General features: G+C 65.2%; 12 protein-coding genes and 1 riboswitch. Of the genes, 7 read left to right on the top strand and 5 right to left on the bottom strand.

Translation table 11 applies throughout. The annotated features are described in order from the left end of the window. Positions 1 to 159: 159 nt before the first annotated feature. From L7A15_RS08575 to L7A15_RS08565, 3 genes are all read left to right on the top strand, one after another. On the top strand, positions 160 to 585 hold the full coding sequence (locus tag L7A15_RS08575; protein WP_237200462.1) for a hypothetical protein: 426 nt from the start codon (positions 160 to 162) through the stop codon (positions 583 to 585). Next, on the top strand, positions 585 to 1,433 hold the full coding sequence (locus L7A15_RS08570; protein WP_237212420.1) for a hypothetical protein: 849 nt from the start codon (positions 585 to 587) through the stop codon (positions 1,431 to 1,433). Before L7A15_RS08575 ends, L7A15_RS08570 begins: the two co-directional genes overlap by 1 nt. Positions 1,434 to 1,835: 402 nt before the next feature. After that, positions 1,836 to 2,309 carry a low molecular weight protein-tyrosine-phosphatase gene (locus tag L7A15_RS08565; RefSeq protein ID WP_237212419.1) on the top strand — a complete coding sequence of 158 codons (474 nt, stop codon included), beginning with the start codon at positions 1,836 to 1,838 and terminating at the stop codon, positions 2,307 to 2,309. Positions 2,310 to 2,494: 185 nt separating this feature from the next. On the opposite strand, the gene L7A15_RS08560 is transcribed toward L7A15_RS08565, so the two are convergent. Further along, on the bottom strand, positions 2,495 to 5,167 hold the full coding sequence (locus L7A15_RS08560) for a DEAD/DEAH box helicase (protein ID WP_237212418.1): 2,673 nt from the start codon (positions 5,165 to 5,167) through the stop codon (positions 2,495 to 2,497). A gap of 75 nt (positions 5,168 to 5,242) precedes the next feature. Between L7A15_RS08560 and L7A15_RS08555 the strand changes: the two genes are divergently transcribed. Together L7A15_RS08555 and L7A15_RS08550 are read left to right on the top strand one after the other, a co-directional pair. Beyond that, positions 5,243 to 5,845, top strand: a complete 603-nt coding sequence (locus L7A15_RS08555) for a hypothetical protein (RefSeq protein ID WP_237212417.1) — start codon at positions 5,243 to 5,245, stop codon at positions 5,843 to 5,845. Positions 5,846 to 6,013: 168 nt separating this feature from the next. Beyond that, positions 6,014 to 7,249, top strand: a complete 1,236-nt coding sequence (locus L7A15_RS08550; protein ID WP_237212416.1) for a multidrug effflux MFS transporter — start codon at positions 6,014 to 6,016, stop codon at positions 7,247 to 7,249. Positions 7,250 to 7,440: 191 nt separating this feature from the next. Here L7A15_RS08550 and L7A15_RS08545 read toward each other — a convergent pair whose 3' ends face one another. The 4 genes from L7A15_RS08545 to L7A15_RS08530 all read right to left on the bottom strand — a co-directional run bounded on the left by L7A15_RS08545 (position 7,441) and on the right by L7A15_RS08530 (position 11,388). Further along, positions 7,441 to 8,325: an aminotransferase class IV gene (locus L7A15_RS08545; protein WP_237188395.1), complete on the bottom strand. Its 885-nt coding sequence runs from the start codon at positions 8,323 to 8,325 to the stop codon at positions 7,441 to 7,443. A 9-nt stretch (positions 8,326 to 8,334) separates the two neighbouring features. Then, positions 8,335 to 9,135 (bottom strand): energy-coupling factor transporter transmembrane component T family protein, encoded by an 801-nt coding sequence (locus tag L7A15_RS08540; protein ID WP_237188392.1) that lies wholly within the window; start codon positions 9,133 to 9,135, stop codon positions 8,335 to 8,337. Beyond that, positions 9,132 to 10,709, bottom strand: a complete 1,578-nt coding sequence (locus L7A15_RS08535; RefSeq protein WP_237212415.1) for an ABC transporter ATP-binding protein — start codon at positions 10,707 to 10,709, stop codon at positions 9,132 to 9,134. The genes L7A15_RS08540 and L7A15_RS08535 overlap by 4 nt, the downstream gene beginning before the upstream one ends. Positions 10,710 to 10,770: 61 nt before the next feature. Further along, positions 10,771 to 11,388, bottom strand: a complete 618-nt coding sequence (locus tag L7A15_RS08530) for an ECF transporter S component (RefSeq protein WP_237212413.1) — start codon at positions 11,386 to 11,388, stop codon at positions 10,771 to 10,773. A 105-nt stretch (positions 11,389 to 11,493) separates the two neighbouring features. Further along, positions 11,494 to 11,595, bottom strand: a riboswitch (TPP riboswitch). A gap of 201 nt (positions 11,596 to 11,796) precedes the next feature. Between L7A15_RS08530 and L7A15_RS08525 the strand changes: the two genes are divergently transcribed. Continuing rightward, complete coding sequence (locus L7A15_RS08525; protein ID WP_237189901.1) at positions 11,797 to 12,069, top strand: DUF4235 domain-containing protein; 273 nt, start codon at positions 11,797 to 11,799, stop codon at positions 12,067 to 12,069. Between the two features lie 139 nt (positions 12,070 to 12,208). Beyond that, positions 12,209 to 13,519: an MFS transporter gene (locus L7A15_RS08520; protein ID WP_237212411.1), complete on the top strand. Its 1,311-nt coding sequence runs from the start codon at positions 12,209 to 12,211 to the stop codon at positions 13,517 to 13,519. The last annotated feature ends 49 nt before the right edge of the window (positions 13,520 to 13,568 follow it).

Below are 13,568 nucleotides of genomic sequence, written 5' to 3'. Positions count from 1 at the left end.
CCGGCGCCTGCCGGTCCCGCCCCCGGCCGAGCGCCCCCGTCCTCACTGTTCGCATATGTTCCGCAAACCTTCAAATGTGCCGGTAATGCCGCAACATATGAAGGTTTGCGGCACATATAGGAGGGATGGGACGGCGGCCCACCGCCTACAATGGGTGGCATGAGCACCACCGAATCGGTCAAGGACGACCTGCCCTCAGAAGAAACCTCTTCCCCTCGCCGCCGGGGCGGTAACCGCCTGGCCCTTGCTGCCCTGCCGGTTGTCTTCGTCCTTGCCCCCTGGGTTCTTGCGGTGACCCTGCCTGAGCAGGTCGTGGTTCCGGTAATCCTAGGTGGCACCCCGCTCGCCCTCGCTGCCCTGGCGGCCTATGACGCCGCCACCTACCGCCCTAACATCACCTTTGCCCTCACCGCCGCTGCCTGCATGTGGTTGGCGGCCCGGCTCTTCTACCCGGACGGCGCCGGCTGGTATGTGTGGGCGGTACTCATCATCTACCTCGTGGCAGCTAGCCCCTGGCATAACAAGTTTGAGGAAGTCTGGGGCTCACGACCCCAGGGTGCAGAGGGTTCTGGGAGCCTGGGGTAATGCTCCGCTGGGAACTGCACCACCCGGTGACCGGGCACCTCGTGCTTGAACGGGGTGCTGACGCCGAGTTTCTGGAGATTGACCCGGGCTGGCCCCGTCAAAACCCAGGTCAGAAGTCACGTCATACTTTCAATGAATCCCCGCCCGGAGCCAGGCTCCACGAGCGTATCGCCGAGCGCCTTAGCCGCCCCAAGCAGCGGGTGCGGGTGCTGGTGAACGGCGAGGTCATGGGACGCTACGACCACACCCCGGCCAGTCTTGGACTCGCCCAGAACATCAAGGAGGGGGAGTTTTCCCAGGCCAGGGCCGTCCCTCCCACAGAACCCCAGCTCAAACTCACCAAAAACTTCCTCGATGAGCTGCTCCTCGTGGCCTACCACGACAGGGCCACTCAGGACTATGTGGAGCTTGACCCGCCTGTGGGTAGCCGGTCAGCGGCCTACCGTGAGTCGCTTGAGGAAAGCCCCTACCTGCGGTTTACCCTGCCCCTGCTGTTTGGGCTGGGCAAATCGGCCTGGTTCCTTGCCATGCTGGTGCTTATGCCCCTGCTGGGCAGGGTAGCCCAATGGTTGCTTGCTCTTCTGCCGGAGGTGGAAGCGCCCCGTATAGCCCTGCCTGTTCCAGACATCAGGGTGCACCTCCCTGCTCCCCCGCAGATTAGTCTGCCGGTTCCGTCCTGGCAGATACCCTGGCCCGCTATCACCCCACCGGACTGGCTCCTTTTCCTCATGGACTACTCCAAGGCCTGGCTACCCCTGGTGATCGGGGTGGGCGCTGCAGTGCTTGCTGTGCGTAACGGAAAAAAGTCCAAACGCAGGCGGGCGGAGCTGGAAGACACCCCTCGCTAGCTCTCACACATGTTCCGCAAACCTTCAAATGTGCCGGTAATGCCGCAACATATGAAGGTTTGCGGCACATATAGGGGGGAAGGACGGGACGGCGCTGGGCCGGGTACGCAAAAGCCCCGCAGGTGTGTGGCCTGCGGGGCTTTTGTCATCTCGAAAGAACTCAAGAAAGTTGTGTGTTTGGTGCGGTCCCCTTCAGTTCACTGCTGTATGAACCGGGCTATCTTTGCCTGAAAACTGCACCATCAAGTGTGTGTACCTGTAAGACTATACACAGGTTATCCTTATTTTTCCGTCTTAGAGCGAACTTTTTTCCCTGATTTATTCAACTGCAGGCATATTTCAGGACGTTCCCCTCCAACTTCCTGGGGAAGCTATGGGAACATAGTGGGCATGTATCGAATCATGACTGTATGCACCGGAAATATCTGCCGCTCCCCCATGGGCGAGTACCTCATCAAGCAGGCTGCCGCCCAGGCCGGGCTCGCCGTGGAGGTCGCCTCCAGCGGCATATCTAACGAAGAAGAGGGCAACCCCATCGACCGTCGGGCCAAGAAGGTGCTCGATGAGCTCAACATCAATACCGGCTCCCACCGGGCCCAGCAGTTCACCCGGGCCGACTTTGACCGCTACGACCTACTTCTCGCCATGGACACCAACCACTACCGGGCGCTCAAACACCTGGCCCCCACGGAGGAAGCGGCGGCCAAGGTTCATCTCATGCGCGAGTTCGACCCGGCTGTCGCAGATCAGCCCCTCGACCGGCTGGGAATCTACGACCCCTGGTACGGGGACATGAGCGACTTCTACGAAACCTTCCAGATGATTCGGGACGCCGTGCCCGGAGTCATCGAGCAGGCTCGGGCCCACAGCAGTTAGCCTGGGCCGGGTGAGCTGGCCGGCAAGCGGGCCAGGGCACCCCTTGTGCTGACAACCACTCTCGCTCGTCGCCCGGGGGCTCCTCGCGATTCACCGCCAGCCCCGATCCACGTCAGCTCTCAGGAGCACCCTGGCCGCGTCCGCTCATCCCCCCACCCAGCGAACACGACCCCTGTGCGCCCTCTTTAACCTTCAGCCGTCCCCTCGCTATCGGCCACGGGGGCGGCGGCGTCCAGGCCGAGGCGGGCGCGTTCGTCGGCGATGATTTGGGCGGCCATCTTGGAGTCGGAGATGTCGACGGCTTCGGCGGCACCGTCCTTGGTGGCGGAGAGGCGGGCGTATTCGTCGAAGAGTTGGGATTTGAGGCCGAGCAGTTCGATCATGCGTTCGTCGACGGTGTTGGCGCCGAGGAGGCGGTAGACGTCGACGGCGTGGGTTTGGCCCATGCGGTGGGCGCGGGCGATGGCTTGGGCTTCGATGGTGGGTTTGAACTGGGGTTCGGTGAGGATGACGACGGAGGCTGATTGGATGTTGAGTCCGGCGCCTGCTGCGGTGATTTGGGCCAGCAGGACGGAGCCGGGGGCGGCGTCCTTGAGCCTGTCGACGGCGGCTTGGCGTTCGGCTGGGGGCATGGCGCCGGTGATGGTGCCGACGGTTTTGGTGCCGAGGGCGGTTTCGAGGCGGGTGAGGACGGAGAGGAAGAAGGAGAAGACGAGGACTTGGCGGCCTGCGTGGGTGGCTTCTTCGACGATTTCGAGTAGGCGGGTGAGTTTGGCGGAGTCGTCTGCGGCCCAGGCGGCGCGGCGCATGAGGGCGAAGTTGCCTTCGGCGACGGCGGCCCGGTAGGCGTCTGCGTCGGTGGGGGTGAGTTCGAGCCAGTCGCGGTGCTCGGTCATGTCGGGTAGTTCGGAGAGTACGTCTTTTTGGTTGCGGCGTAGGTAGGCGGGGGCTATGCGGGCGCGGAATTCGCTGGCGAGGAGGTTTTCGACTCCGCCGTCGGCGACGAGGTCGGGTTGGAGGTAGTCGACGAGGGTGACGAATTCCGAGACGCGGTTTTCCATGGGGGTGCCGGAGAGCAGGACGGCGTAGTCGGCGGCGCGGACGAGGTCGGCGACTTTTTGGGAGCGTTGGGCGGTTTTGTTTTTTACCAGGTGGGCTTCGTCGGCGATGACGGCGTCGGCTCGCCAGGTGGCGTCGGCGTAGAGGCGGGCCCCGTCGTAGGTGGTGATGAGCAGGCCGCCGTCGGCCTTCCAGGCGGCGAGGGCGGCGTCGCGGGCGTCCCCGTGGGCTAGGTGGGTGGGGATTGCGGTGAATTTTTCGGTTTCGCGCTGCCAGTTGATGACCAGGGAGGCGGGGCAGACGACGATGAAGTGGGTTTTGCCGGTGTTGGTGAGGTGGGTGAGGGCGGCGAGGGTTTGCATGGTTTTGCCCAGGCCCATTTCGTCGCCAAGGATTACTTTTTTCTGAGCGAGCATGAATTTGGCGCCGTAGGTTTGGTAGCCGCGTAGGGTGGCGGAGAGGCCGGTGAGGTTGAGGGGGTATTTGCGGATCCGTTCGAAGATTTCGGCGGGGAGGTAGGCGTCGCCGAGGGTTTCGTTGCCGAGGTAGTGGGCGAGGAGGGCCTGGTGGGTGGCGGGGTCGGCCAGGTAGCCGGCCCAGGCGGCGTCGGGGCTGAGCCAGGTGGCTGCGGGGACGGCCAGCGGGGCGAGGGCCTGGCAGCGGGCCAGGTCGGTGCGGAGCTGGTTGAGGTCGGTCAGGTCGTCGCCGACAGCAACGTAGAGGGGGCCGGAAGCCGGGGTCGGCTGGGTAAGCAGGGGCGCGTAGGAGGCCAGGCGGTCGAAGAGGTCGGAGTCGCCGAGGGCGGCGTCGATGGCGCGGAGGCGATCAAGGCCGATAAGGATTCGTTCGGCGGCGGGGGTGCGAGTTTCGCCCAGGTTTTCTTTTTCCTGGCCGGTGGCTTCGTCGAGCAGGCGGGTGGCTGCTGCATAAATCTGGTTGGCGGTGGTTTCGCCGATTCCGGGTATGCGGGTGAGGGCGGCGGCGCTACCCTGGGCCAGGACGTCGGCGACGGTAGCTAGGCCGGCGTCTACCAGGGGCGCAGTGCGGACGGTGCCGCTGGTCAGTTCGCGGAGTTTGTCGACGGGAACGTTCTTGAGGGTGAGGGTAGCGCGTTCGGCTTTGAGGGCCTGCATGTCGCCGCTCATGCCTGCCATGAGTTGGGCGCGTTCGGGGGTGTTGAGGGCGCCCCAGATGGAGAGGTAGGCGGCGTGTTCTGCGGCGGTGATTTCTTCCCAGCGGGGGGAGGCCCAGTTTTCCCCGGCGTAGCGGGCAAGGGCCGGGGCGGCGGCGTCCTTGAGCCCGAGGGTGTTGGCGGCAAAAGCGGTTTCGGGGCTTTGAGCGCTGGGCTGGGCGGCGAGGACGGGGGCAAGGCGGGCGAGCAGGGGCCCGGTTTCGGTGAGGCGGGTGGTGAGGTCGAAGCTGGCGGCTTCGGCGGCGCGGCGTTTTTCTCCGCCGAAGAAGCGGCCTAGGAGGCCGCCTTGGCCGGCTTCGATGGCGGCAATCATGGCGGGGACGTTGGTGTCTGCGCTAGCCAGGGCGCGGAGGTCGTCGTGGACGGCCGGGGGTTGGGTGCGCCAGTAGGCCTGGGTAAGCCATTCGGTGGTGTTAGCGATGGAGGCCGGGTTGAGGGGGGCGAAGCGGTAGAGGGAGCCTGCGTAGCCTGCGGGCAGGTTGAAGTGGAGGGCCGGGGGTTGGGCTAGGGCGGCCAGGGCCTGGCGGGCGGCGGTGGCGGCCTGGATGAGGGTGTGGGCGGCGTTGAGGTCGGTCATGGTTTCCCCTGAGGCTAGTGCGGTGGTCATTGTCATTATGACCTAGTCGGGGGTGGTTCTGCGGTAGCCTGGGGGGAGCTGTTGCTGTGAGTTGAGGAGGTTCTGGTGGGCCGGGTTGGTTCTGGTGATGTGCTTGGGCTGGTGGTGCGGGCCCGCCAGCAGTTGCGGGAGCAGCGGCCCTTGCTGGTTGCTGTGGACGGACGCAGTGGCTCGGGTAAGACGACCCTGGCCGGGGAACTGGAAAAAGGGCTGGTGGCGGCGGGGGTTCCTGCCCAGGTTTTTCATGTGGAGGACCTCTACCAGGGCTGGGAGGGCCTGGCTGCGGCAGCACGGGTGTGGCAGGGTTTGGCGGAGTATGTGGTGCAAGGACGCCCCCGCCCCGGCTCGTCTGCCGGGTTTGCCCCGGTCTGGTTCGGCTGGGATTGGGTGAGGTCTGAGCCGACCGGCCCCCACCCCTTGACCCTGCCCGAGGAGTTGGGCGCAGGCGTCCTGATTGTTGAAGGGGTAGGGGCGCTGACGGGGGCACATGACCTGGGTTTTTATGTTGAGGCGCCCACCGCCCTGCGTAAGGAGCGGGCCCTAGCCCGCGACGGCGACACCTACCGCCCCTACTGGGACATGTGGGCGGCCCAGGAGGAGGAGCTCTTGACAGATTATGCAGCGGCCTATTCCGCCCCGGGTCTAGTGCGTCTAGCCGAAGGCCCCTAACCCCGCCTTCATGCAGTTCTGCATACTTGGGCCCGGGGGCGTAGAATACTAGGGCCCGCAGCAGGGCCCGCCGTGTGGCCCACAGTTAGGGCCCACCCAGCCAACTGTCGTGCCCAGGCGGGTCGGTTTGTCAGGCCCGGTTATCAGTATCAGTAAGAAAGGTCGCCTATGAGCACGCCCCACCAGCAGGAGCCAGCGGAGGGCCCCGGCCTGCCCCTGGTTACTATTTTCACCCTGGCGTCCTTGACGGCGGTGGGGCCGCTGGCCATTGATATGTACCTGGCCGCCCTGCCGACCATCGCCTCTGACCTGGCCACCACAGCCCCGACCGTCCAGCTGACCCTGACCGCCTTCCTGGCCGGTATGGGGGCCGGGCAGTTCGTCGTCGGGCCCCTCTCCGATAAGACCGGACGACGCCTGCCCCTGCTGGTGGGGGTCGTCCTCTGCGCCGCCGCCACCCTGGCCTGCGCCTTTGCCCCCACCATTGAGATCCTGATTGCCTCCCGCTTCCTCATGGGCTTTACCGGGGCTATCGGGCTGGTGCTGTCTCGGGCCGTCATTGTTGATTCCACCAGCGGCCTGCAGACGGCCAAGCTCATGAGCGTCATGATGATGATCAACGGGTTCGCCCCGGTCGTGGCGCCCCTCCTCGGCGGGGTGGTGCTGACCTACGGTACATGGCGGGATGTTTTCAAGGTCATTGCTGTTCTGGTGGCCTGTTCCATGGTGCTGGTTGCCCTCTTCGTGAAAGAATCCCTCCCGCCGGAGCGCCGCCGCACCGGCAGCCTGCTCACCGTCTACACCGGCATGGTGGAGGTCGCCAAGAACCGCCGCTACCGGGGGTTTATGCTGACCCTGGTGCTGGCCTTCGGGGCCCTCTTTGCCTATGTGTCGGGCTCCCCCTACCTGCTACAGAACGTCATGGGACTCTCAGAAGTTCACTTCACCTACGCTTTTGGGTTCAACTCCATGGGCGTGGTGCTGGCTTCCTTCATCAATGCTTTCCTGATTGGCCGGGTTGCCCAGCGAACCATTTTGACAGTGGGCGCTAGCTCGATCCTGCTGGTGTCGGTTCTTTTAACCCTGCACTTCCTAATGGGCCCGTCGCTACTGGTGACTATGATTCTGCTCTTTACCTTTACCACCTCGGTGGGCCTTATTTTCGGTAACGCCTCGGCCCTGGCTATGGGCGAGGCCCGCCATATAGCGGGGTCGGCGTCGGCCCTGATGGGCACAACCCAGTCCCTGGTCGGTGGCCTGTCTGCTCCCCTGGTGGCCCTGGGCGGCAGTAGCGCCTACCTGCCCATGGCCCTGACCATGCTGGGCTTTTCCCTACTCGCTGGCCTGAGCCTCTTCACCACGCCGCGCTCCCCCAGCGACTACGTCACCGACCGCCCCTCCTAAGGCCCCGGCTCTCAAGAGCCCCAGCCCACTAGCCCAGCCCGCTAGCCCAGGCCCTCAAACCTCCGGCCCGACGGCGAGCGCCCCGCGTCCTGACTTTTGAAAGGTCAGGAGGCGGGGCGCTTGGTTTTATGGGGTGGGGCTAGGCGGTGCCTGAGCTGGCTTGCCCCTGGGCTGTTTTACCCTGGACTAGCTTATCCCTGGGCTAGGTAGCCCATGAGTTCGTCGGTGAGGGCCTTGTTGGTGGCCAGGGCTGTTCCGTTGAGGTGGCTGACGGGGGCCAGGAGGCGCACCGAGGACGCGAGCCAGACGGCGTCTGCTTCGAGGAGGTCTTGGGGGTAGAGGGGGCCGTAGCCGAGTTCCCAGCCTTTGTCGCGGGCGCGGGTGAAGATGGTGCCCTGGGTGGTGCCGGGCAGGATGCCGTGGGCGGGTTCGGGGGTGTAGAGCACTTTTTTGTCGCCTTCGGTGACGGCGACGATGACGGAGGAGGTGGCTCCCTCAAGAATGCGGCGGTCGTCGGTGATCCAGATGGCGTCGTCGGCCCCGTGCTGGGCAACGTAGCGGAGGACTGACATGTTGACGGCGTAGGAGAGGGTTTTGGCGCCGGAGAGGAGCCAGGGGTAGGCGGAGTCTTCGGCGGGGTCGTGGCCTCGGGGTAGGAGCATGGCGCGGACGCCGTGCTCGCGCTGGTGCAGAATGCTGGGGGCGGAGGGGGCTGCGGTGACCCAGGTGTGGGGGCCGTCTTCGACGGTTCCACGGGAGATGATGATTTTGACGGTGTGTTCTTCGCCGAGCACGGTCTGTGCACCGGGTTCGGCGGAGTCGACGGCCAGTTGGACGGCGGCACGCAGGTTGGCTTCGTCGGGTAGGGGGAGGTCGAGGAGACGGGCGGAGCTTGCGAGGCGGGCCAGGTGGGAGTCGAATTTTCGGACGGTGCGGTTGGCGGCCAGCATGGTTTCGAAGACGCCGTCGCCCCGGGTGAGGCCTTGGTCTTCGATCTTGATGAGGGGGGTGCTGGCGTCGGCGAGGGTGCCTGCGGGGTGGTCCTGGGTCAGCCGTACAACGGTGGGTGTAGTCATGTCTTAACCCTACATCCATACCCAGGTGAGTGTCCCGGCCCAGGCGGCGGTTGCGTAGCCGGTGGCGAGGATTCCGAGGCTGATGAGGAGGAAGGTGAGGTCGTCGCGTCGGTAGACGGAGGTGCGGGCCCAGGTGCGGGCCCCTGCGCCGAAGCCCCGGGCTTCCATGGTGGTGGCTAGGCGGGTACCGCGTCGGATGGATTGGACGAGCAGGGCGAAACCCTGGCCGGTGACTGTTTTGGCTTGTCGTAGCAGGCTGTCGCTGGCCCCGAGGCCGCGGGCGCGTCGGGCCGCTCCGAGGGCGTGCCATTCGCTCATCATGAGGGTGGTGAGGCGGAGGGCGGCTAGGGCGGCGAGGACGAAGCGGGCGGGGAGTTTGGCGGTTTGGGCGAGGGCGTCGGCGATGTCGGTGGGGTCGGTGGTGGTGATGAGAAGGACGCCGGGGAGTATGAGGGCCAGGCTGCGGAGCATGAGGGCGATACCGGCGGCTGCTGAGTCGCTGGTGATCCAGATGAAGCCGACCTGCAGGAGGGTTTCGCCGGTTTTGTCGGCGATGAGGGAGGTGGACCAGCCGGTGAGGAGGGTGCCGATGAGGAGGGGCCAGAAGCGGGCGAAGAGGGTGAGGGGGTTGAGGCCCCAGGTGGCGAAGAGGGCGAGTTCTAGGCAGAGGATCGCGGTGGCGCTGACCCAGTCTTTGATGAGGATCAGGCCGAGGGTAAGGATGAGGGTGGCGAGGAGTTTGCTGCCTGCTGAGAGTTGGCCGATTCGGCTGGCGTGGGCTGGTGTTGGGGCGAAGAGGTCGTGGGTCATGGGCGGCCTCCTAGGCGGTAGGTGGTGCCGCCGAGGGCTGCGATGTAGTCGGTGTCGTGGGTGACGGAGATGACGGCGGTTCCTTGGGTGAGGAGTTCGCGAATGAGGGTGACGAGTTCGGCCCAGGTGGTGGAGTCTTGGCCGAAGGTGGGTTCGTCGAGCACCAGGATGGCAGGTTCGGTGGCGAGGGCGGTGGCGACGGATAGGCGTCGTTTTTCGCCGCCGGAGAGGGTGAAGGGGTTGGCGTTGGCCAGGTGGGTGAGGTGGAGTTTAGCCAGGAGGGTGTCGACGCGCTGGGCTAGGTCGGCCTCGTTGAGCGGGGTTCTGCGGGTTTTGGCTAGGTGGCGGGGGCCGAATTCGAGTTCGGCGCGGACGCTGGGGGTGATGAATTGTTGTTCGGGGTCTTGGAAGACGTAGCCGATTCGGTGGGCGAGTTCGGCGGCGGGCCAGGTGGTGAGGTCGTGGCTGAGGGTATCTGCCCCGGTGAGGGTGGGGTGGGCGTAGACCTGCCCGGTGGCGGGGGTGAGGAGGCCTGCGAGGGTGAGGGCCAGGGTTGATTTGCCGCTGCCGTTTCCGCCAACGAGGGCCAGGTGTTCCCCGGCGTGGAGGGTGAGGTTGATTCCGGTGGCGACGGCAGGTAGGTCGAGGACGGGGGTTGTCCCGGCTGCGAGGGCCCGGGCTCGTTCCTTGCGTTGGCGACGGGTGGGGGTGGCGCGGGTGATGGTGAGGTCGCGGGCTTCGAGTAGGGCGGTGGTGCCGGTGGCTGTTCCGGCGGGGGCTGGCGGGTGGGGGGTGTGGCCGGGCACCCAGACACCTCCTGCGATCAGGGAGGTGCGGGCCTGGTGGAGGACGGCTGCGGGTGGCCCGTCGTGGGTGATGGTAGCGGCCCCGTCCTTGCCTGGCCCGAGGATGATGATCCTGTCCATGTGCTGGGCCCAGACGTCTATGCGGTGTTCGATCACGACGAGGGTGGCCCCGGCGGCCTGGGCAGCGGCCAGCACGGAGTCGCGCACTTCAATGACGCCTGCGGGGTCGAGGTTGGCGGTGGGTTCGTCCAGGAGCAGGGCGCCGGGGTGCATGGCCAAGATTCCGGCGAGGCCCAGGCGTTGTTTCTGGCCACCGGAGAGGGCGCTGGTGGGGTGGTTGAGGTCCAGGTGGTTGAGGCCGACTGCGGTGAGGGCTTCGGTGACGCGGGGCCAAATCTGCTCGCGGGGGACGGCGAGGTTTTCGGGGCCGAAGGCGACGTCGTCGCCAACGCGGGCTAGGACGATGGAGCTTTCGGGGTCCTGCTGCATGAGGCCGCAGCGGCCCCGGGCCTCGCGGGCGGGGAGGCCGTCGATGGTGAGGGTGCCGAGCTGGGATTGGCCGTCTTCGTCCTCAACCAGCCCGCCCAGGGCGTGCAGGAGGGTGGACTTACCCGCGCCGGAGGGACCAACCAGCAGGACCTTTTCACCGGGGGTGATGTCAAAGGTGAGATGGGCGAAGGCCGGGGCCGGGCGTCCGGGGTGGTGCCAGCCGAAATCGCGGGTAGCCAGGTGGGCCCCGCGCGTCCTCACCGGCTGGACGGGGGGCACCCCCGCCCCCTCATTAGGAAGGGGGCGGGAGCTTGAGGTGGGTTCGGTGGGCACGCCTGACCTAACTGTGGGAGGGGGTGGTACGGCGGGCGCGGGCCCGGCCAGAGGCCAGGGAATCTAGGACGCCGGTGGCGACAAGGGCGCGGGTCAGCAGCCAGGCAACCAGCCCGGCCAGAATCGTGCCAGAAATGATACCGCCGGTAGCGTAGGCAACAGCCTTAGCCCCCTCAAAAACACCGGCGTAGTAAATAATCAGCTCAGAAACGCTCATGAAGGCACCAGACACAGCACCAGCCAGCAGGGCAACGGGCAAGATCCAGAGCCGGTAGAGGAAGAGGGCGAAGACCAGTTCAGCGCCAATTCCCTGAATAATGCCAGAAAGCACGATCTGCCAGCCGTAGTCACTGCCCATGAGCATAGAAATAATAGCGGCCAGCAGCTCGGTGTAGAGGGCAGCGCCGGGCTTACGAATAATCAGGCCGCCCAGGACGCCCGCCAGCAGCCAGGTCCCACCCATGAGGGAGGCATACTCCGGGGCCAGAGCCAGGGCTGCCGTAGTGGCCTTATAGCCGACGATGTTCCAGAACCAGAAGAGGATAGCGCAGGCAACAGCCAGCACAGATGCGACAACAATGTCATTGACGCGCCAGGTCAGCGCGGTTTTTTTGGGTGTAGACATAAAGCCTTCCTTTGAATCTATATACAAAGGGGGCATGCACAGGCCCTCGCCTCCTCGTCGGCTCCCTGCTCTTGGGGCAGGACGGCCGGGGTGAGGCGGCTGGGCTTTTGAAAGTTTTCGACTCCCTAGCGCCGGTACTAACCGGATCAGGTTCGAGGGTCTGCATGTGCACTCTCAGCACCACTTGGTGCTCCCCTGTCGTGGCAGGGACTCACCCTGCCGCCCGCGTAACACGAGCCACACTAGTATAGGCAGGTCACAGAACAAAAAGGAAGAGGGGGCTGGCCTCCTTCCTCTCACTGGGGCCCTGCATGACCGCGTCCTTACCCACACAACTACACAGCACTGATAGCATTGGGGTAAGAGCGCCCCAGACAGGGGCTCCCATTCGTATGGAAAGGGAAGGTTATGAGCAACCCCCTCATCAAGATCGTAGGCACCGCCGCCTCACTCGGCGGCGTAGCCCTGGCCAACAAGGTCCTCTCAGCAAGCTGGACCAAAATCACCGGCAACCAGCCCCCGGCCAACAACCCCGAGGACGACGAACGCTGGCGCGACATCATCCTCTGGTCCCTGATTACTGGCCTGGTCGGCACCGTCATCAAGGTCAGCATTACCCGCGCCCAGTACAAGTTTGAGGCCAAGTCCCTGGCCCAGCGCGGCGACCAGTCCGAGATCTAAACCTAAAACATCTCACGGGCCCAGGCTGGCCCTCCAAGTGCAGGAATCCACCTCTTATTTGGTGGAATCCTGCACTTTTTTCTTGTTATCCTGCCGTTCAACGGGGGTGAGTGTTCACCTGGCCGGTAACATTGCAGGCATGAGCACAACTTTGAAGGACGCTGCCGCCCCGTCCACCACACGGGAACCGGCCTCCCGGTCCACCATTTTCTCCTGGGCCCTGTGGGACGTCGGCAACGCCAGCTTCCAGGCGATCATGACGACCTTCGTCTTCGCCGTCTACCTCACCAGTAGCGCCTTCGGCGACGAGGTCCACACCACCGGCACCCTCTCCTTCGGCCTGACCATCGCAGGTATCCTCATTGCCTTACTCGCCCCTGTCTCCGGCCAGCGGGCAGACGCCAACGGCCGCCGTCGCCTCTGGCTCACGGTCAACAGCCTGCTCCTCGTGCTCATCATGGCCCTCTGCTTCTTCGTCGCCCCCTCCCCCGACCACCTGGTGCTAGGTGTGGCCCTCCTGGCAGCGGGCAACCTGGTGAATGAGTTCGCCGTCGTCAACTACAACGCCATTTTGCCCACCATCTCCACCCGGGACACCATCGGCAAGGCCAGCGGCCTCGGCTGGGCAGCTGGCTACTTCGGCGGCATTATCGCCCTGGGGCTGGTACTCGTGGGCTTCATCAGCCCCGGCCTCCTAGGAATACCAGAGGAAAACTCCCTCAACATCCGTGCTGTTGCGCTCTTCTGCGCCCTCTGGGGCCTGGTCTTCTCCCTGCCCCTGATTCTGCGTATGCGGTCCATGCCCCAGACCGTCCGGGCTCAGGCTACCACCGGCAGCTTCCTCTCCTCCTACAAAGAGCTCTTCGCCACCGTGCGTCGCCTGCGCCGCGAGGCCCCCACCACCCTCTACTTCCTCATCTCATCTGCAGTGTTCCGCGACGGCCTGAACGGTATTTTCACCTTCGGCGGCGTCCTCGCAGCAGGTGCCTTCGGCTTCAGCACCAACCAGGTCATTGTCTTCGCCATCTTCGGCAATATCGTCGCTGGCCTCGGGGCCATGGCCGGCGGCTGGTTCGACGACCGCTTCGGCCCCAAGAGCGTCATCGTCGCCTCCCTCACCGCCCTGATTATCACGGCCCTGCCCCTGCTGATTTGGCCGTCCACCACCATGTTCTGGATCTGCGGCCTGACCCTCTGCACCTTCGTCGGGCCCGCCCAGTCCGCTGCCCGCTCCTACCTGGGGCGCCTGGTAGAGGAGGGCCAGGAGGGCGAAATTTATGGCCTCTACTCGACGACAGGACGCGCGGCCAGCTTCCTCGCCCCGGCCCTCTTCGGCCTCTTCGTCACCCAAATGGGTAGCCAGATTTGGGGGATTCTCGGAATCGTCCTAGTCCTCGCCGCTGGCCTGCTGCTGGTTCTTCCGATGAAGAACCCCCAGCCTGCCCAATAGCTCCGACTACCTACCCTATAAGCTCAGGCCCCCTGCTATTCAGGGGGCC

Source organism: Rothia nasimurium, assembly GCF_928391935.1.
GTDB classification, from domain to species: domain Bacteria; phylum Actinomycetota; class Actinomycetes; order Actinomycetales; family Micrococcaceae; genus Rothia; species Rothia nasimurium_D.
The sequence above is the reverse complement of the archived record's forward strand: the minus strand, read 5'-3'. Positions and strand labels throughout refer to the sequence as shown.

What these genes read in the sequence shown, in the direction of transcription:
- L7A15_RS08560 (WP_237212418.1), bottom strand. Translation starts at nt 5,167, where the DNA reads ATGACCACCGCACTAGCCTCAGGGGAAACCATGACCGACCTCAACGCC.
- L7A15_RS08540 (WP_237188392.1), bottom strand. Translation starts at nt 9,135, where the DNA reads ATGACCCACGACCTCTTCGCCCCAACACCAGCCCACGCCAGCCGAATC.
- L7A15_RS08570 (WP_237212420.1), top strand. Translation starts at nt 585, where the DNA reads ATGCTCCGCTGGGAACTGCACCACCCGGTGACCGGGCACCTCGTGCTT.
- L7A15_RS08575 (WP_237200462.1), top strand. Translation starts at nt 160, where the DNA reads ATGAGCACCACCGAATCGGTCAAGGACGACCTGCCCTCAGAAGAAACC.
- L7A15_RS08530 (WP_237212413.1), bottom strand. Translation starts at nt 11,388, where the DNA reads ATGTCTACACCCAAAAAAACCGCGCTGACCTGGCGCGTCAATGACATT.
- L7A15_RS08525 (WP_237189901.1), top strand. Translation starts at nt 11,797, where the DNA reads ATGAGCAACCCCCTCATCAAGATCGTAGGCACCGCCGCCTCACTCGGC.
- L7A15_RS08545 (WP_237188395.1), bottom strand. Translation starts at nt 8,325, where the DNA reads ATGACTACACCCACCGTTGTACGGCTGACCCAGGACCACCCCGCAGGC.
- L7A15_RS08565 (WP_237212419.1), top strand. Translation starts at nt 1,836, where the DNA reads ATGACTGTATGCACCGGAAATATCTGCCGCTCCCCCATGGGCGAGTAC.
- L7A15_RS08520 (WP_237212411.1), top strand. Translation starts at nt 12,209, where the DNA reads ATGAGCACAACTTTGAAGGACGCTGCCGCCCCGTCCACCACACGGGAA.
- L7A15_RS08550 (WP_237212416.1), top strand. Translation starts at nt 6,014, where the DNA reads ATGAGCACGCCCCACCAGCAGGAGCCAGCGGAGGGCCCCGGCCTGCCC.